Genomic DNA, 17,690 nt, shown 5'->3' with positions numbered 1-17,690 from the left:
GAACTCACTAGCGCACGGTGATCGCCCGGCCCGTGGACGTGTGCGAAGCGAGCGCTACATCCTGCACGCCGCGCACGGGCTTCGCCTGCCGATGATCCCGGCTGGACCGATTGGGTTAGCGGCCGCTGCATGCCTTTCGGTGCGGGCCTGGCGGTTGCTGAGCATGAGGAGGCCTCCAAGTGGCAGGGGGCTGATGAAAAGCGGTGGATAGTTGTCGAGCTGAGGTGTTCTGGCACAGACTGTTGTTTTAGCCTGCTCCCGCCACCTGAAATACCCGCGCGGGGTGTGTCAGGCCCGAACGGTTCAGCCACATGTCATTGTCTGCCTTTCCCGTCAGCCGAGAGCGTCCCTCCGTTAAAATCGTCGCCGACGCAATAGCTCGGCTTCCGAACGACGAAGCGGCCGTGCTTTGGAACGAAACGGCTAAGCATCTGTTGTCAGTCGCGATTGAACGCGGCGATGACGCAGACCAGGCGCGCACTGAGGTTGTCCGGTTCTTCGATGCGGTTCAACGCATGCGAACCACGGCTTCATCAAAATAGATGGAGACGGCAATGGCAGGCTATGAAAGCCTACACCTATGGAGAGTTTCGTTTCGTATATCGTTGGCCTTTACCGGTGCCCAGGCGTCCCAGCATTGCGTGCGTGAGAGAGGGGACCAGATGCAGTTACCTATCGCAGGACGTTTACAGAGCGTCTGGATACCAGCCCGAATTCGAGGTGCTGCCTTGGGAATCGGAATACCGGGCCGTCAGAAACCCGACAATCCTAGCGGACGGTGATACGAAGCGGTAAGTGCCGGAGAATACCATGATGGAACCAAGCTCAAGCCGGCAGGTTCACCAACGTTATGCCGCTGTACTTCTTCGACACGATCGAGAATGGGCAGATCACCCGCGATGATCTGGGTGTCGACATGAGCCCGTGCGACATGCGCGAGGAAGCGAAGCGGCTTCTGCCTGCAATCGTGGCACATCATCCTTTGCCGGCAGACCTCAACGATTTTGCGGTCTGGGTCCGCGACGAGACCGGGTGCTGCGTTTATGAGGCGAGCTTAACGCTAATAATAAGGTCGCTGCTTGCGCCAGCGTAGGCCGTCCACGCTTTTTTAGCCGAACCGCGTTGTCATCGTTGCCGGTCGTCCAAGCCTTGCACGGCGCAGCTGAAGTATCCCGCGCATTACGAAGGGACTTCCGTCGGGCATCCCGAGATAAGCGCCCAAACGATGGACGATAATCACGTTCGATCCTTCCCTTTCCCTCTGCAGGACCGCCTTCAACCTCTCTGGCGCTGTCAGGCGTATCGCGCGGCCCCATGGCGACGATCGCGGCGGCGAGCAGGATCGCTACGATTCTGTTGGCGAGAAGCAGACGGCCGGGCGACTTTTTCTGGGCCTTGCGCCGGCAAGGTTCGAAGGGCTGATGCCGTGAGGGCGAGAACCGCACATGCGGCGCCCAGTTCAAAAAACTTCTCCATCATGCCTCACGCCCCCTCGTGCAGCGCCTTCGAAACTACCCGCCACTAAGATCACGATGGCCGCAGCGCCCATTTGAGGCGGGAGCAGGCCCTCCGCACCAACGCCGCCATTGCGTGCTATCAAAGCCGGAACCCGGATAGAAAACGACGGCGAGAACATGGGTCGAGGTGGCGATCGTGAGCGCAAGGTGCATGGACGTCCTTTCGTTGTTAATTGCATTTACAACATGTACACTGGATAATCCATAGGGAGCTGGACTGGCGAATGACGAGAAGGCCCTATGTGAGTGAGTTGCGCGCAGCTGCGGCGGCGCAGAAGCGCGATTACGTGGTCGAGGCGGCTCAGCGCCAGCTGCGGGAGGCAGGCATTGCCGGTTTTTCGCTGGACTCGGTGGCGAAAGCGGCGGGCGTCACGCGGCTCACCGTCTACAATCACTTCGGTTCCCGGAGAGGCTTGCTCGAGGCCGCATTCGATGAGATCGCCAAGCGGGGTGGTTTGTCGCGTCTCAGCGTCGCTACCGGTAATCCGGACGGCCGCAAGGGCGTCGAACAGCTCGTCGACATCTTCTGCGCTTTCTGGGGCAGTGATCCCGCCTTAGCGTCCCTTCACGCCGCAATGGCCATTGACGACGAGTTCGCGCAGGCATTGCTTGAGAGAAACGAGCGTCGCCGAGGTAATCTGGCCACCCTGGTGGGCCGCATCTTGGACGGGGGTACCGCCAAAACGGCGCGTGCCGAGGCGATCGACCTAATGTTCGGCCTGACGAGTTGCGCGATGTACGAGCATCTCAGCAAGGGACGATCGAGCAGGGCAGTGGCGAGGATCATCAAGGGCGCCTGCAACAACGCCATCGACCGGCTGATAGGCGCGGCTTGATCCGAGCCCCAACCCCCGGTTCTCAACCCGCAGGTACCGCGCCACCGCAAATTCCTGGGTTCGAGCTCTGGCCTGCGGCAGCCTTGCTCGGATATGTCAGCCCTAAGGGCCGCCGCGGTTCGGATTGTGAACCCTGTTGGCCTGATGGCGCCCGCCGATCTTATTCCTCACCGCAGGAATGCTGTATCACTTCCGTGAACTCGGACGGGGTATTTCGTCGTTCGACAGGTGCACCGCGGGCACAACAACTAGCTCGCGCAGGGTACAGTCGCGGCGACCAGCTCCCTGTCGCTGGGTGTCGTCACCGCGTCGTGCTCGCCGGCAATCATCATGGGCCGGTTGATGAATGCTACGGGTGCGCCGAAAGTCGGCATCGCGAACACCGCAAACAACCCGCTAGGCCTCGCCGGTCGATCATCAGCAGCATCGCACGAAATTCAGTGATGACGGGTTCTTTGGCCGCCAATCATTTTCGCGGGGAACCGGTTGTTGAGGAACACCTCGGCGGTTTCTGACCTGTCCGGCGCCTGCTGCACACCGGCGATCTGCTCGCCGACATAGCTTGCCGGCCCGAGCTGCGGCGACGTGTTGCCCAGGATCAGCCGGCCATCTGCTCAGGTGCGTGGTGCCGAGCCACTACCCAACAAAGCCGCCGAGCAACAGGCGAGAAATGCACGCCAACCGGGAGCAGGGTCCGGCTCCTGAAGGCTCCTCTCAACCTGAAGTGCCTCACGGCCGGCATCCAGAGGAACGCAAGCGCTGACGGGCCAGACTAAGAGGCCGGCCGGCGCGGGTATGAGCCCGTCCGGTCCGAGAGCCCTGTCCGGCACCTCTTCAACGGTGAGCGTATTCGGCTAGCGTCGATCTAGAGAACGAATATCATACGTATTTGGGCCGCACTCCATAATTTGATTATGCGACGGTGCAGAAGGAGGTTGGGCTGAGCCCAATGACCAACGAGAAGTCGTTTCGATCGGAATGCGACCGGCCGGAATGGTGGCTGGTTCATTGAACTGGGACGATTTGAGATTTGTGCTCGCGGTTGCTAAGCACGGCTCACTCTCTGCAGCTGCGCGGCATCTGCGGACCACGCAGCCTACGGTGGGTCGTCGCGTTGTTGCGTTCGAAGCCGACATTGGCACGCAAATCTTTCGGCGCATGCCCGGGTCACTAGCGCTCACCGAGTCCGGCATTGCGATCCTGGAAAGGCTCGAGCGTATTGAGACCGAAGCACTGGCGATCGAGCGAACGATCTCCGGGCGCGATGCGGGAGCAGAGGGCGTCGTCCGGGTCAGCGCGGCGGAATGGTTCTGTGCGCGCGTTTTGGCTCCCATCTGTGCGGAACTGTCCGAGGCCCATCCCGGCATCACAACAGAGCTCCTGGGCGAGACGCGTCGGGCCAATCTGGCGCGCGGCGAGGCGGACATAGCTTTTCGCTTCGCTCGTTTCGAACAACGTGAGGTCCTCCGGCGGCGACTCGGTGGCTTGGCCTTTGGCCTTTACGCCGCGCCGGTCTATCTCAGCCGGCATGGTGAGCCGGACATCGGAGCAGGCTGCAAAGGTCATGCCCTCATCGCGATGCGGAGCGGGCTGGACGCGATTGCCGATCTTGCTTGGCTCGAAAAGAACGCCTACGCGGCGGGCACCGTGCTACGAACGGAAAGTCGCGAAGCTCAGGCGCATGCTGCGGTTGCCGGCGCCGGCCTTGCCTGCCTACCGCGCTATATCGGTGACAACACGATAGGCGTTGCTCGGGTGGAGACGCCCCTGTCCGTACCAGCGCGGGAGATCTGGATGGGCATGCACGCGGACGTTCGCAACACGCCCCGCGTCCAAGCGGCAGCCCGGATTCTTGCCGCCGCCATCCGGAAGAAATCCTGCGGTCTCGATCCCGGCGGTCGCCCCCACAAAAATGCATAGGGGCTAAACAAGGATCGGCAATTTCATTTGCGCAGCGCCTCCGCTTGTGTGGATCATCTCTTCCACCAACGACGGAGCTTGGTCGTGATGATTGACTGGAATGGTTATCACAAGCAGCTGCTGAGCCGCATCGGCGAATTGGGCAGGCACTCGCCGGATACACTTACGGGCTACAGGACGCTCAGCGCGGCCCGTGAAACGACGCAGAAGCTTTCGGCAAAGACGCGGGAGCTGATTGCACTCGCCGTTGCGGTCACCGCGCGCTGTGACGGCTGCATCGTCGTGCATGCCGATGCGGCTCTCAAGGCGGGAGCTGAGCCAGATGAGATTTCGGAGGCGCTCGCTGTGGCGGTCGCGCTCGGCGCGGGCGCAGCAATGGTCTACTCGGCCCGCGTACTCGACGCTGTCGCGGTGAAGTCCGGGTCCGCTCCCGCCGAGTCGCTTCGATGAGCGACGGACCGTCAAGTTTGGTTAAAGTCGTGTACGGTCAGCCGCGAGAGGGATATGCGTTTCATTACGCGGTTGCCGCGAACTCGCCGTTTGAAACGGTCCTCGAGACCATTCGCATGGTGCTGCGCGAGGCGGATGTCTGGATCATCCACGAGATCGATCCGCAGATGCTGCTGAAGAATGGCGGCTACATCATCGCGCGCACCCGGCAGATCCTTTTCTTTCATCCGCGTTACATGGTTCGCCTGCTCGGTGCAGATCCGACCGCGCTCTTGGAGGCGCCCTTGAAGATCGTGGTGATGGAGGATGCAAACGCGGTTACCGTGAGATGGCCCGACCCCGGGCTACTGTTCGATCGCTATGGTCATGACGAATTGGTGGCACTGGGCCGAGAGTTCGAGTTGATCTACGCTGCTATCGCAGCCAGGCTCACGTAAGGGCAGCCGGACAGGGCCGTCATGGTTGCGGCCACTCCGCAGCCAGCGCTTCGCAGGGCCGAACTCAGTGATGCGCCGTGCTGGGATCGCGAGCCGCGGGTAGAGATGGCGATCATCCGCGAATGGCCACGAGCTGTCGCAGGGGTGTGGGATTGATAACCGCGGCGCGCAGATCTCGCCTAGCGGTCGCGGCGTCGTCGAAGCGGAAACAGGCGACGTCATCACCGCCAACCCCGGCGAAGTGCACGACGGCGCTCCCATTGGCGATGGCGGTCGGGCTTGGCGGATGCTCTATTTTGAGCCGCAGACCGTCTCTAACATTTTCCACGACATGACGGAGGGTCGAGCTAGGGGCTTTGAGCTATCCCATCCCGTCGTTCGCGGTACGGCTTTAGCAGGCCGATATCGATCGCTTTTCTCCGTCGTGACTGCCTGCTCCGGCACCGCACAGCACATGCAGACCGAAGAGTGTGTATTTCTCATGCTTGAGGGGCTTCTTCACAACAATCAAGTCGAGGCAATATAGATGCGCGTCTGAAGCCCTGTTGCGCCGGTTCCGTAAGAGGCCGTCTGCCGCGCCTCCATCCCCTCCTCCACCTGTGTAACGCCGCGTCCGTTGCTTACGCGATCCCAATCGCGGTCTTCGACACCGCCAGGATCGAGGGCGTGCTTGAAGTCCGACCCGCGACCGGCGAGGAAGTCTACGAGACGTTTTCCGGTGAGATAGAGAACCAGAGCCGGGCGAGATAATTTTCGCGGACAACGGCGGCCGCGCACACACCAGGCGCTGGACAAACCGGCAAAGCGGCTATTCCGCCGTTCATAGCGATACAGCTACCGCCTTTATCGTCGCGGAGGCTTTGCACTCGACGGCAGTTGGAGATCTCACGACCCTAATAGCAGAGTTGAAATCTGCGCTCCTCGCATCGTGGACGCCAAGCAAGGTGGTGGCGGCATGAGCATCGAGTTTTTCCTGACCACACTCGTGATCCTCGCCTCTCCACGGCACAGGGGCCATTTACAGGTTCGCTGCAGGCCTGTCCGGCGGTGTGCGAGCCAGCCTCGTGGCGGCCTTCGGCTGCACGCTGGGAACAGTGCCGCATATCGTCGCCGCGGTCAGCGGCCTCGCTGCGCTACTCCACGCCAGCATCGCCGCATTTCAGATTCTCAAATGGCTCGATGTCGCCTATCTGCTTTATTTGGCCTGGTCCATGTTCCGCGAACGTGACGTTTTGCGCATCGACGGCGCTCCCGTCGCCAAAAGCGACCAGCAAGTAATCGTCTCGGCCATCCTCATAAACCTGCTCAAACCGAAACTGTCGATCTTCTTCTTGGCCTCCTGCCCCAGTTCATCGCGGTCCGTGAAGCTAGCCCGATCATCTTGATGTTGAAGCTCAGCCTTGTCTTCATGGCGCTGACCTTGATCGTCTTAGCGGCCTACGGCGTATTTGCCGCTTACCTGCGCCGTCACATCGTTTCGAATCTTGCCGTTCAGCGCTGGATGCGGCGCGGCTTTGCGGCCGCGTTCGGAGGGCTTGCTTGCAACTCGCCCTTGCGACCAGGTAAAACTTCCACGCGCGAGTCTGACCATGATGATTTCCGTGGGGTGGTCCGAATTTTGGCATGGCTGATGGCAGCTCGTTCGTCATCAAGACGAAGATTGCCTTGATCGGATGATATTCCCCACTTGGGCACCCTTACCTCCTTTATCCAGACGGGTAACGAGTTTCGGGATGTTCGGCACTTGGTGCTGTACGTACTCGTGCGGCGGGCGATAGTTGGTGCACGCTGCTGTACGCACGGGCCGCTGAACGTTTCCGCTGTCCGCGTTGGGGATGAAACGTGGCGCCGCAGCCTGCCCGCGCGCCAATCGCAAGCGACATTGGGTTCGCCAAATATCCTGGCGGTCGTTACGATGATCGCCGCGATCTGGGCAGCCTCGCCGGTCCCTCGGCGCGCTTGTGGGTGCTCTGCGCAGCGGTTTGCTCGCTGATGCAGAAATCTTCGGGCGAAAAGGGGATTCGGGAAGGTTCGAGCGGCACGCGGCTATGGTAACGCTTGCGGCGGCGCCACGCCTCACATCAACATCAATGGCTTTTCACCTGGAGATGAGCACTCAGCCAATCGATTGCTTCGGCGACCCGCGAGATCGGCCCGACCTGCGCGACATAGGCGTCAGGCCGGATCAGGACGAAAGATCCCTTCAAGTCCTGGTGCTCGTGGGAGTGCACACACCGTGCGCAGATCAGTTGGGCAATCTGGTTAGGGACAAGCGCTGCGATGCTCGCACCCAAGCTGCTCACATCGTTGCACGAAACCAGAAGGAGCTTGAAATGCGCTCCATCCAGCAGGGAATAGAGCGGCCTGGTTCCGTCAGCTTCCAATTCGACCTCGGCATCCGGCATCCGGTCCCCGGCCCCCAATCCTTCCAGAAGGCGCCCGCGCCGATAGCTGATGCCGATCTGACTTATTGTTTTGCGTGCGACGCTTTGTACCAAGCGGGTGCGAGCGAGCGGCGGTACGATTAAATCGCGGACATACCGCAACGGCGGCGCTCGAAGCGATACCATTTTGGTGAGGATTTCCGTTTTCCGCAGAACGCCTTGTTCCACAGGATATCGCTCCGACTGGTAGGAATCGAGCAATTCCGGCGCGGCGTCGCCGCGCAGAACGAACGCCAGCTTCCAGGCAAGGTTCAAGGCGTCCTGTATGCCCGTGTTCATGCCCTGCGCGCCGGCCGGGCTGTGGATGTGCGCCGCATCACCGGCAAGGAATACGCGCCCTTGTCGCAGTCTCGTCGCGAGGCGACTGTTCACTTGGAAGAAAGACGACCATCGCAGATTGGACAAGGTCATCTCGACCGCCGTGCGCTGTGCCGCAAGGTCCTGGAGCTGCGACAACGTAGGACGGTTGGCAGAGGTCGTGGGCTCTTTGAGCGTTTCCGCGACCAGCCGATGGCCGCTGCGCATAGGAAAAATCGCCATCAAACCTTCTGGCGCCGTAAAGATATGGAATTGGTCGTTTGGCAGCTGCCATCGCACATCGAGGTCTGCCAGCACGAATTTCTGGCGCAGCGTTTTCCCGTAAAAGCCGAGATCTAGACCATGTCGCGTAATACTGTGCGCACCATCGCACCCCACCATATAGGCGTAGCGGCTGGCCACTGGTCCGGCCCCGCTCTGAGAGAGCTGCACATCGACGCCGCCGTCGTCCTGCTTGAACGACAGCAACGCGACGTCTCGTTCGATCTGCACGCCCTTTCGAACGAGCGCCTCCGTCAGGAGGCGCTCTGTTTCCGTCTGCTCGAGCAGGAGAATGAAGGGATAACGGCTTTGCAGGCAGCTAAGGTCGAGATGAACGAGTTGGCGCGACTGTGCGTAGATGTTGCCGGCACGTGCACGAAGGCCGAGTGAGACGAAGGCTTCAGCCAAGCCGAACAGGTCGAGCAGTTCTAAGGTGCGGGCCTGAATACCTATGGCACGAGAGGTGGTCGAAGGGGCGGCCTTGCTGTCGACCAAGCGGACCGGAACTCCTGCCGTTGCAAGGCTGAGCGCCAAGGCGAGCCCAGTGGGGCCCGCTCCTACGACCAGCACCGTCGATCGTGGGCTCAATAAAGCGGGCATTGCGGCCTTTCCTGATTCATGATCCTCCGCACGTCAGGTCCCGCTGTGACGGGCGCGGGAGCAGTTTGCTACGCCGCCCATTTCAAAATCACGACCTTCAGCACGATGCGGGGCCATGCGGCTTTTACAGGCGTCCGACTGCTCCACTATACATACTGTATATCTAAATGCTCCGCAAGCGTCGGATCACAACGCCCGCTGCCGCGACACTGCATGGGGCCACATCCGGAGCGTCGCAGAAGGACAAAGCGGGGATGGACAGATGGGGAGATGTCGCGGCGTCGACCTGACAGCGAACGGGACGTTGACGTCATAGTCGCCAAGCTCCTCGATACGCGCAAACCGCGTGCTCTGGTCTTTAAAATGCGCTTGTGCGGTGATCTTCTCGGGCACCAGTTCGGGAAAACGCTTAATCGTCGCTCTGCCGCTCACGTCAGCGCACCCGCAGCGGCCGCGCCCAGGATCGCCTCGATGTGCCATAGCCCGAAGAGTACAAATCAATACCGCTTACGTGGATGGAACGAGCTAATTCCAGCCGCGCTTCACTCAGGTGCAGAACTATTGCGTGAACAGTGTCCGACGCACGGCACAATGACCGCAAGTGACATGAGCGGAGGGTGGGAATGACCATCCTGGCTGTGCCACCCGGGGAGCCGCGACGAGGATCCCGCTCCAGTGAACACTACGGGCCAGTTGCTATTCCTGTCCGAATCTGCTCTCCTCTTCCAAGGACCAGTCGCAACGCAGTTTGCTGAATCCATGGTCCCTGTCCTTGATGGCGACCGACGTTTCCCCGCCCCCCCCAACCGGCGTCGGTCGCCCTGCTCTTCGGGCAGTTCGATCGTCGATGGCAATGGTTTCCGGGAACGCGGCTGACCTGCCCGCGAGAGCCGCCGGACCGGCACTCATCTGAAAGGGAGCATTCTTCTGCGCCATCGCGGTGCTCACGAACAAAGGACATGGAGAAAATGTCCAGCTTCGCGGGAACTGCTCGCCACCGCCATCAAGTTGTGGAAAGGACAAGCCGAGCGCGTCAGATGGCCCGAGATTCGACAGCCTTTCCGACTAGACCATCGGGTTTGTTGGGACAGGCTTGAGCATTAGCGTGCGCATTCTAAACCGGACTTTGGTCCGGGTTGCTTCCGACCGAAGACCAGCATCCGGAACTTTCGATTGTGCGTGATGTTGGGTCGGAGCCCAAAAAATTTGTCACGTGCGGTGTTTGTGGAAGATGGCACTCTCTCGACGATTGCTGATGTGCAACATGACGTTCGAATGTCCTCATTGCGGTTCGCTTTGAAAAGGGCAGGCAGTTGGTTTCAGGTCGTTTCCTCGCACCGCTGCGAGGGATGTCAAAAGCAGTTTCGGATCACCTATACCGACAAACTCACGCTCTTCGCCAAACATGAGCAGGAGGCAGTGCTTGAGGCTCAGCACGCTAGCCGCCAGATTGCATCGTAGTGATGCCTGTTCACGTCACGGCGTTCGATTACAACGCCGCCCTCCCCGCCGCCAGCCAAAGGATATAGAATGATGCTAAGTGGAACTGTCACATCCCCTGCCTTGGGGATGCGCGTCGCCAGCCTTCGAGCCCGAATGCAGGCGGCCGAGATCACTGAACACGAATTGATGGCCTTCCAGAAAGTCGTCGCGATCATGGAGGACGGACTAGGCCGTATCGATGGCGACGATCTTATCGCGGCCTCCTTTGTCGACAATCTTTCGCCGGAGAACGCAGCCGACCACGCCGACATTTAGCCGACTCTTTGACTCCCGTGCCGAAGCAGCGACAAAGTCGCAGACGAACTTGTGGCAGCGGGAATTGCCCGCGTACAGATCGCCGTCATGGGACCCGACCGCGACGAGTTGCTGGCTAGGGGTCCCTCCAGCTGCCATCCTTGCGGCGGTGTTCAGGCCCGCTTGGACCTTTCGGGATTGACGCTCAGGGTGCGGGTTCTCGCCGACAGCAGTGGCTGCGTGGCTTGCGCCAGCATTGCTGGCGGGCTGATCGGATCAATGTGAGCTGCCGCATTGAAGTATCGCACGGAGCGTCTCTGCTCCTTGCGACCTGCATCGCCGAAGTTCGATGTTCCTCGTGTGTTCCGGAACATCGGCGGAGCCAGATGTTGCAGCCCGCGTGAAAAGGCCCATTTGACCAGGGCGGCTCGGTGGCATGATCTCGCAGGGCAAACCGCCGAGCCTAACTGGCAACGGTTGCCAGCTTATGAGAAATTAGCATCGTGGCCATTGGCCGGCGTCGTTCAAACACACGAGCAAAAGAAGACACGCGGCGTTAGGTTCAAGTGTCGCGCGTAGCGGCACCCACCTTGAAAATTTCAAGCTTCTCGCTGTAAGAGAGCCTTACCCTTTCGCCGCATCGCTTGCAGGTGAACGTCGTTACGGACTTGACCCAGGAGCCTTTCCTGACCAGTGGTGTTTTGCAGCTCGGACACTGGAAGGTCAGGTTTTTGTCAAGCAGCTGATTGGATAGAGCCATCTCATCTTCTCCCAAGATGAAGTGGCCGTGCAAGACTGGTGCCAAAATGTGCGTATTATAACGACACAATTGGCGGCGGATCGGGATTCTTGCCAAGGGTCAACGTGAGGCTGGAAACTCTCGGCAGTCGAAGCTGACTGGGCCTGGCCATACCAGTTGGTAGCGGCCGGAAGGGCCGCGCGTGTGCGAAGCTCCTGGGGTCATTTCCCCGATAGATTTCAGTACCTCGTCCGACACATCACCTTTGTAGGGCCGCCTACACTATTGTTCCGGCTGAGCCTACTGGCGTGTGTCTCTGGGGGCATTCTTTGAACTCGCAGGCTGGACTGGAACCAAAGCGTTGGACATTTCGAACTGGAACTAGCCGAGGCCAGGCTGCGTGGTACCCATCCGGTGAAGACCGCAGGTAGCTTGAACCTGTTCCTAAAAGTTTGATCGGAGCGCCACGACCGCTTCTGCGGCTCTATCGCACAGCTTCGCCATCTTGCGATCGGACAGCGCCATGTCCTCTGTGGCGGTTTTGAAGAGATAGCCGGCGATGTCTTCTGCCGTCGCGTTTTCGTTGATCAGCATCCCGAACACGACGTCGGCATAGCCGTCATATTCGTCCTTAGCTTCGGGAATGCCAGATATGCCGATCGGATCCCAATCGCGAAGCAATACATCGCGAACAAGAGCTCGGTTTTTGTCAGCCTGATCTCTGTCGGTTTTGTGAGCCATCAGCTGAGCCTACGCAGCAACGGCTTTTACTGACGATGCCACCCAATTCCACGGGAGCAATTGCTCCAGCCTGGAGATCGGCATGTCGGCGATGTGAGCGAGAGCGTCGGCAAGCCATGCCTGCGGATCCACCCCATTGAGCTTCGCCGTCATGATCAGCGTCGCCATGAAGGCGGCCCGATCGGCGCCGCGATCGGAGCCTGCAAACAGCCAAGCTTTCCTACCGAGAGCAAAACCACGCAGCGCCCGTTCGGCGGCATTGTTCGTCAGGCAAATCCGGCCGTCGCTCAGGAAGGCCGTGAAGCCGTCCCAGCGCTTCAGCATGTAGTCGATCGGCTCGGCAACGGGGGAGCTGCGCGACAGCTTTACCCGCTCGGTCCGCATCCATTCCTCAAAAGCATCGACGAGAAGGCGGCTTTCCTGCTGGCGGCGTTCCATGCGTTCGCCGGCGGAAATTCCGTTGATCTCGCGCTCAATATTGAACAGGGCGTCGATGCGTTTGAGCGCCTCGAACGCGATCGGGGAAATCGGCGCGGCGTCCCTGCCACGCTTGGCATTGGTGGCGATGTCGGCAAGCACGAAGAACTTGCGGCGCGCATGCGCCCAGCACAGCGCCTGGGTCAGCGGACTGGGATCGCGGTCCCCCTTGAACAGCGGATTGTAGCCGCCATAGGCATCGGCCTGCAGAATGCCGCCAAAGGTCTTCAGATGCCGCTCGGGATGTTCCTGCCGCCGGTCGCGCGAGGCATAGTAGAGTGCCGCCGGCGGCGATATTCCACCGAACGGCCGGTCATCCCTGACGTAGGTCCAGATGCGACCGGTATCGGTCTTGCCGCGGGCCAGGATCGGCACGGTGGTGTCATCGCCATGGAGGCGCTCGGCAGCGAGCACATGCGCCTCGATCAGCGCATGCACCGGCCTCAGCGCTGTGGCACACGCGCCAACCTGGTCGGCGAGCGTCGACACACTCAAATCGATGCCTTCGGGTGTAGCGATCGCTCTGCCGGTTCAGCGGCTGGTGCTGGGCGAACTTCTCGAACAGGATCATCGCTAGCAGGTTCGGACCGGCAAAGCCGCGCGGTATTACGTGGAAGGGTGCCGGCGGCTGCGCGATCTTCTCGCATGCGCGGCAGGTGAACTTCTCGCGAACGGTCTGGATCACCTTCCACTGGCGCGGAATTACCTCCAGCGTCTCGGTGATATCCTCGCCAAGCTTGGCCAGCTTCCCCGAACCGCAGCACGGGCAGTTTGACGGTGCGGCGATGACGACGCGCTCGCGAGGCAGGTGCTCGGGAAACGGCTTCCTTGACGGGCGCTTGCGCTCAAAGGCCCGGACCGCCGAAGACCGCGCAGCCAGGTCCGCTGCCAGTTCGTCTTCGCTGGCATCAGCCTCCAGCTCCTCGAGCTGCAGCTCCATCTGTTCGAGAAGCCGGGCTTTCCGCTCCGAGCGGCTGCCATGGATCTCGCGCTTCAGCTTCTCGATCTCCAGCCTGAGCCGCGCAATCAGCGCATCCGAGTGCGAGTTCACGGCCTGCGCGCGGGCGGCGAGCGCTTGCGCCTCACGGCGGGCCGCACGCTCGGCGACGATCATCGCGTGCGCACTGGCAAGGTCACCGGGAAGCTGATCGGCCGCATCGGTCATGGCGCGAGGGAATCATATTCGCCCTCGCCATGCCAGCGATTTTGCTCATCCAGCCGAGCTTGGACGCCAGGTTTTTTGCGGCATTCGCCAGTCGATGCCTTCGAGCAAATAGCCGAGCTGTGCAGGCGTGATCACCACAGTCCCGTCTGCCGCCGAGGGCCAGATGAAGCGGCCGCGCTCAAGCTTCTTGGTGAACAGGCAAGCCCCCTGGCCGTCATGCCAGATCACCTTGATCAGGCCACCTTGCCGTCCGCGGAAACAGAACAAGTGGCCGCTGTGCGGATCCCGCTTCAAGGTCTCCTGCACCATCAATGCGAGGCCGGGGAAGCCCTTGCGCATGTCCGTATAACCAGTGGCCAGCCACACCTTCACATCGCGCGGGACCGGGATCATCGCCGCTCCAGCACATCCAGGATCCGGCCGAGCGCCTCACTGTCGATATCACTCTCGACCCGCAGGCGGCGGGCCCCGCCAAGCTCGATCGTCACCATGCTCTTCTTGCGCGCTCGGACGATCAGTGGTGGCTGCGCAGGTGGTTGCGGCGCTGGCAGTGCCTCGACGACTTGCACGGGAACGAGTTGTGGCGTGGAGATCTGGCAGAGTTCCTTGCGCCACCGGAAAAGCTGGCTCACATGAATGCCGGCCGATCGCGCAAGCTCCGAAACACTGGCCCCCGGCTCAAATGTCGCCCCGACCAGCCGCTCCTTCTCCTCGCGTGACCAGCGCCGGCGCCGCTCGACCGAGGTGATCACTTCAATCTGATGCTTCGTCATAGGGCTACTCCTAGTGATTGCACTAGCACTTGCAGCCCTTCAGCCTACCTCAGCAAGGCGGCCGTCACCGGAGGGGTACGCTGCGTGTGAGCCAAGCAGAGTCGGAACTGAAACGTGTCGAGCGGACATCGGACAAGCGCTACGGCGTGGGCATCGAAGAGGCGCCCAGCGCCGCGTTAAGAAGCAAGAGAGCACCTGGCGAGGATCAAGGCCGGCGATTCATCTGAGGTTTGCCCACGTGGGCACGGAGGCCAGTTCGTCAGGACAAGCGGCTCGGTGGATTGATCGCGCATGGGCAGGAAGACCGAGCTTAACCAGCAACCGCGGCGCTTATCATCATTCCCCGCTGAGCCGCAGATGTGCGCCATCTGCCCCCAAAGGCGCGATTGGAAGCAATTCGGATGCGACGGCTCCGTCAACTCTGGATCGCAATGGCACTTCGAGTTTTGCCGCAAAATTGCCTCCGCTCGATTAGGCCGTGCGGAGGCGTCCCCGGAGTAAAGGGACGCCCGGCCTTGGTACGCCAGGCAGATGCCACCAGGCACTCGGTGCCGAACCTGTGCCCCTAGGAAACGGCAAAGCCCGACGCGTGGCGTGTAGCCGGCGGATCAAGTACAAATCGGTTGCCCGCAACCCGCCAAGCGCCCTATCATCGGCACGGGTTGGGAATGTGATGGCGCCGAGGTTCATAGCAAAACAGCTTTCTTGGCCGGCTGGGTTCGGCGGGTGGCTCGTCCGAGCCGGTATGAACCGGGGCAACGCCCGACTGAACAGCTTCGCTCTCGACCAATTGCAGTTGGTTCCTGAAGACCGAGTGCTGGAAGTCGGATTCGGCGGCGGCGCAGCACTGCCGCGGCTCCTTCGTGGCGCGTCATTCGTCTGCGGTGTTGACCGCTCTCAGGATGTGGCGAGCGCTGCCGCTCGCAAGTTTGCCGATGCGGTGCGCGCCGGACGAGCCGAGTTTCACGTCGGGGCAGTTGAAAAACTGCCGTTGCGGGATGCGACATTCGACAAAGCCGTCAGTGTTCACACCGTATACTTCTGGGAAAGCCTCAAGGCCGGATCTTCGGAATTGGCACGAGTACTCACGCCTGGCGGGCGAATCGTGTTGGGCTTCCTTCCCAAGGCGCGTATGGATCGGATGAACATGCCAGCAGATATCTTCACGCCACGCGAGCCTGACGAGATCATCGCTGCTTTGCAAGGAGTGGGGTTCAGCGAGACCGAGCTTCGAAGACCGACCAGGGAAACGGCATGGGTCGTCGCGACAGGTGTGCGAAACTGAGCTGTCTAAGCCGATGCAGCGCGGCAAGAAAAAGGCCCGCAGGCGTGAGCCAGCGGCCTACGAGCATCTTTGCCGAATGTCGGGGTGCCGGTGGCGCTGGATTAGCTGCAAATTGATTTCCGTCGAGTAAGCAGGCCCGTGAGCCAGTCTGGATCCATCTGCGGCACCGAGGAGAGAAGCAGTTCGGTGTAGGCGGCGTGGGGTGGCGCGAGTACCTCGGTTTTCAAACCCTGCTCCACCACCTGCCCCTGGTACATGAGCCGGTGAGCAGGGTTGAACCAGGCGGCTGCGCTTTGCGCCACATAAGCAATGCGGGAGCCCCGAAGCCGCCGACGACGGGCTTCGCTCATTGACAAAAGATCGGCACCGTCGAAAAGCACCGCGCCTCGGCTAATACGGCAGTGGTGTGCCAACGTCGTCGGTAATAAGGCGACCTATGATCGTGACCTGCCCAGCTCTGGCTGCTGATAGCACGCCGCTGACGCCGAAGCGGGCTGCGGAAATAGCCGTGAGGTTCTGGCCGCACTCTCCTGGCCTCAGGCCGGTCAGAAAGCCCGTCGTAAAGGCGGGCTTTTGCAGTGTGGAGTGTTGACACTCGTTCGATCACCAAGGCACATCGGGCGCTTTGTGGGAGCTCCTCCTTGGCCTCGTACGTCCGGCAACGCCTTGCGGAAATCAAAGCGGATCCCGCCCTTCGCACCCGCCCCTCTAAAGGAAAACTTTCGCGACGGCAGGTGTCCGTTGCCTCGCAGCTATTCGCAGCCCTAGGCTTCAGCAAGCGCTTGCTTATCGTCGTTCACCTGATGGATGGCGAGAAATCCGTATCGGACCTACTTTCTCTGGTGGGCGGGACACAGACCGCCCTTTCACAGCATCTGCGCGGCATGGCCAAACTCGGAATCGCCCGATCCCGTACCGAAGGTAAACGGCGCTTCTATTCCTGTACGTCCGAACAGGCGAAGATGGTGGTTGGCTTTCTTAGCGACATCGCCGAAAGCGACAAACTTCCGCTGCGAAAAAGATCGGCAAAGGGGTCATCTTCTTGGCGCCCGGGCTAACCGGTGGGCACCAAGCCGCGCCTTTGCGCATTGCGATTGCCGAGAGCCAGACCGTCGCTGCTTCGCTACGCCCACGCATTCCTGGTCCAGTCGTCGCGAACGGCGCTGGTCAACGGCCATTCCAAAATCGAGGAACGGCTCGCCCGCTGGTTGCTGATGGTCAACGATCGCGCTGAAGGAGATATCATCTACCTGACGCATGAATTTCTGGCGACCATGCTTGGCTCCAGGCGCCCGGGCGTTACCACCGCCCTCCAAATGCTCGAATATCGGGGGCTGGTGCATGCCAAGCGCGGCGAGATCACGATCGTCGACCGTACCGGAATGATAAAACTCACGGATGGTGCCTATGGCGAGGAGGAGCAACATCACTTCGATATCACCAGCGGCTGATTTTTGAAGTGGACCGACCCTTGCCTCCGCTCGGAGCCTCTTCTTCGTACATGCGCCGAGCGATCATCGGCCATTTGACCGCTAGCCTATGGAGGCCGACCACCTCGATGTCCGAGGTAGGCCCTGCAGATCGCGAGGAGAGGTTTTCCACAGCGCCGTACATCACGCACGCGCGGCTGCCTGCGCCGGAAACGCAGCGCGGCCTTAGACGGGAGCTCCGCACGGGATTTGAGCATTGTCAGTCTAATTCGCGCCATTTTATGGGCCGGCGCATGGAATTGCGGGTGACAGGACTCGACGACAAAGTTCAACCTATCGGGTCGAGCAGAAACTGCTCGATCGTGTCGGCTGCGGCGTCTGACCTCTCCCTTAGCTATGCTAGCAGCTCTCGCACGTGCTCCACCGCTGCCGCTTGGGCACGTCTATCAAAACCTCGAGGCCCCCAAAGATATCCAATTCACCCTCACATGCGACAACAATGAACGCTGTGCCACCCCCCGAATGTCCAGGGAAAGGATAAGAAAGTGAGTGTCTCGGAC

The 17,690-nt window shown here is 60.8% G+C and carries 17 protein-coding genes and 2 pseudogenes; 13 read left to right on the top strand and 6 right to left on the bottom strand.

All coding sequences use genetic code 11. The annotated features are described in order from the left end of the window. Window positions 1-311: 311 nt before the first annotated feature. From FJ543_RS31975 to FJ543_RS23065, 9 genes and pseudogenes are all read left to right on the top strand, one after another. Complete coding sequence (locus tag FJ543_RS31975) at window positions 312-542, top strand: DUF6074 family protein (RefSeq protein WP_140877417.1); 231 nt, start codon at window positions 312-314, stop codon at window positions 540-542. A gap of 308 nt (window positions 543-850) precedes the next feature. Further along, complete coding sequence (locus FJ543_RS23100) at window positions 851-1,093, top strand: hypothetical protein (protein WP_140877415.1); 243 nt, start codon at window positions 851-853, stop codon at window positions 1,091-1,093. A gap of 666 nt (window positions 1,094-1,759) precedes the next feature. Then, complete coding sequence (locus tag FJ543_RS23095; protein ID WP_224682176.1) at window positions 1,760-2,353, top strand: TetR/AcrR family transcriptional regulator; 594 nt, start codon at window positions 1,760-1,762, stop codon at window positions 2,351-2,353. Window positions 2,354-3,361: 1,008 nt separating this feature from the next. Continuing rightward, the gene (locus FJ543_RS23090) at window positions 3,362-4,273 is read left to right on the top strand and encodes a LysR family transcriptional regulator (RefSeq protein ID WP_181174055.1); all 912 of its coding nucleotides are present in this window, start codon (window positions 3,362-3,364) and stop codon (window positions 4,271-4,273) included. A gap of 87 nt (window positions 4,274-4,360) precedes the next feature. After that, window positions 4,361-4,723 carry a carboxymuconolactone decarboxylase family protein gene (locus tag FJ543_RS23085; RefSeq protein ID WP_140877728.1) on the top strand — a complete coding sequence of 121 codons (363 nt, stop codon included), beginning with the start codon at window positions 4,361-4,363 and terminating at the stop codon, window positions 4,721-4,723. Next, on the top strand, window positions 4,720-5,160 hold the full coding sequence (locus FJ543_RS23080; RefSeq protein WP_140877409.1) for a DUF302 domain-containing protein: 441 nt from the start codon (window positions 4,720-4,722) through the stop codon (window positions 5,158-5,160). Before FJ543_RS23085 ends, FJ543_RS23080 begins: the two co-directional genes overlap by 4 nt. Before the next feature lie 133 nt (window positions 5,161-5,293). Beyond that, the gene (locus FJ543_RS23075; RefSeq protein WP_140877726.1) at window positions 5,294-5,686 is read left to right on the top strand and encodes an AraC family ligand binding domain-containing protein; all 393 of its coding nucleotides are present in this window, start codon (window positions 5,294-5,296) and stop codon (window positions 5,684-5,686) included. After that, window positions 5,667-6,119 (top strand): annotated as a pseudogene (locus FJ543_RS31970) (phenylalanine--tRNA ligase beta subunit-related protein); the annotation flags it as partial. The gene FJ543_RS23075 and the pseudogene FJ543_RS31970, both read left to right, overlap by 20 nt. After that, a pseudogene (locus FJ543_RS23065) lies at window positions 6,116-6,688 on the top strand (LysE family translocator); the annotation flags it as partial. The pseudogenes FJ543_RS31970 and FJ543_RS23065, both read left to right, overlap by 4 nt. Window positions 6,689-7,247: 559 nt before the next feature. On the opposite strand, the gene FJ543_RS23060 reads toward FJ543_RS23065, so the two are convergent. Next, window positions 7,248-8,783, bottom strand: a complete 1,536-nt coding sequence (locus tag FJ543_RS23060) for an FAD-dependent monooxygenase (protein ID WP_140877407.1) — start codon at window positions 8,781-8,783, stop codon at window positions 7,248-7,250. 1,596 nt (window positions 8,784-10,379) lie between these two features. On the opposite strand from FJ543_RS23060, the gene FJ543_RS23050 reads away from it, so the two are divergent. Beyond that, window positions 10,380-10,541: a hypothetical protein gene (locus tag FJ543_RS23050; protein ID WP_318012973.1), complete on the top strand. Its 162-nt coding sequence runs from the start codon at window positions 10,380-10,382 to the stop codon at window positions 10,539-10,541. A 1,162-nt stretch (window positions 10,542-11,703) separates the two neighbouring features. Here the strand turns inward: FJ543_RS23050 and FJ543_RS23045 are convergent. The 4 genes from FJ543_RS23045 to FJ543_RS23030 form a co-directional block, all read right to left on the bottom strand. Beyond that, window positions 11,704-12,000: a hypothetical protein gene (locus FJ543_RS23045; protein ID WP_224682177.1), complete on the bottom strand. Its 297-nt coding sequence runs from the start codon at window positions 11,998-12,000 to the stop codon at window positions 11,704-11,706. Window positions 12,001-12,009: 9 nt separating this feature from the next. Continuing rightward, window positions 12,010-13,591 (bottom strand): IS66 family transposase gene (locus FJ543_RS23040; protein ID WP_246678875.1). Its coding sequence is split into 2 segments (ribosomal slippage): window positions 12,010-12,985 and window positions 12,984-13,591, totalling 1,584 coding nucleotides; the frame shifts between segments, so codons are not numbered across the junction. A gap of 96 nt (window positions 13,592-13,687) precedes the next feature. After that, complete coding sequence (tnpB, locus tag FJ543_RS23035; RefSeq protein WP_140877405.1) at window positions 13,688-14,035, bottom strand: IS66 family insertion sequence element accessory protein TnpB; 348 nt, start codon at window positions 14,033-14,035, stop codon at window positions 13,688-13,690. Continuing rightward, a complete protein-coding gene (locus FJ543_RS23030) occupies window positions 14,032-14,415 on the bottom strand; it encodes a transposase (RefSeq protein WP_140877403.1) in 384 nt (127 codons plus the stop codon). Before FJ543_RS23030 ends, tnpB begins: the two co-directional genes overlap by 4 nt. Before the next feature lie 745 nt (window positions 14,416-15,160). On the opposite strand from FJ543_RS23030, the gene FJ543_RS23025 reads away from it, so the two are divergent. Beyond that, on the top strand, window positions 15,161-15,700 hold the full coding sequence (locus tag FJ543_RS23025) for a class I SAM-dependent methyltransferase (RefSeq protein ID WP_181174054.1): 540 nt from the start codon (window positions 15,161-15,163) through the stop codon (window positions 15,698-15,700). Window positions 15,701-15,801: 101 nt separating this feature from the next. Here FJ543_RS23025 and FJ543_RS23020 read toward each other — a convergent pair whose 3' ends face one another. Further along, window positions 15,802-16,050, bottom strand: coding sequence for a hypothetical protein (locus FJ543_RS23020; protein ID WP_181174073.1), 249 nt, complete (start codon window positions 16,048-16,050; stop codon window positions 15,802-15,804). A gap of 291 nt (window positions 16,051-16,341) precedes the next feature. Between FJ543_RS23020 and FJ543_RS23015 the strand changes: the two genes are divergently transcribed. Both FJ543_RS23015 and FJ543_RS23010 read left to right on the top strand, forming a co-directional pair. Beyond that, on the top strand, window positions 16,342-16,758 hold the full coding sequence (locus FJ543_RS23015; protein ID WP_140877397.1) for a metalloregulator ArsR/SmtB family transcription factor: 417 nt from the start codon (window positions 16,342-16,344) through the stop codon (window positions 16,756-16,758). 36 nt (window positions 16,759-16,794) lie between these two features. After that, window positions 16,795-17,151, top strand: coding sequence for a helix-turn-helix domain-containing protein (locus FJ543_RS23010; protein WP_224682178.1), 357 nt, complete (start codon window positions 16,795-16,797; stop codon window positions 17,149-17,151). The last annotated feature ends 539 nt before the right edge of the window (window positions 17,152-17,690 follow it).

It is taken from the genome of Mesorhizobium sp. B2-5-7 (assembly GCF_006440875.1).
Lineage (GTDB): Bacteria > Pseudomonadota > Alphaproteobacteria > Rhizobiales > Rhizobiaceae > Mesorhizobium > Mesorhizobium australicum.
Note: the sequence above shows the minus strand (reverse complement) of the source record. Positions and strands in the feature narration are given on the sequence as shown.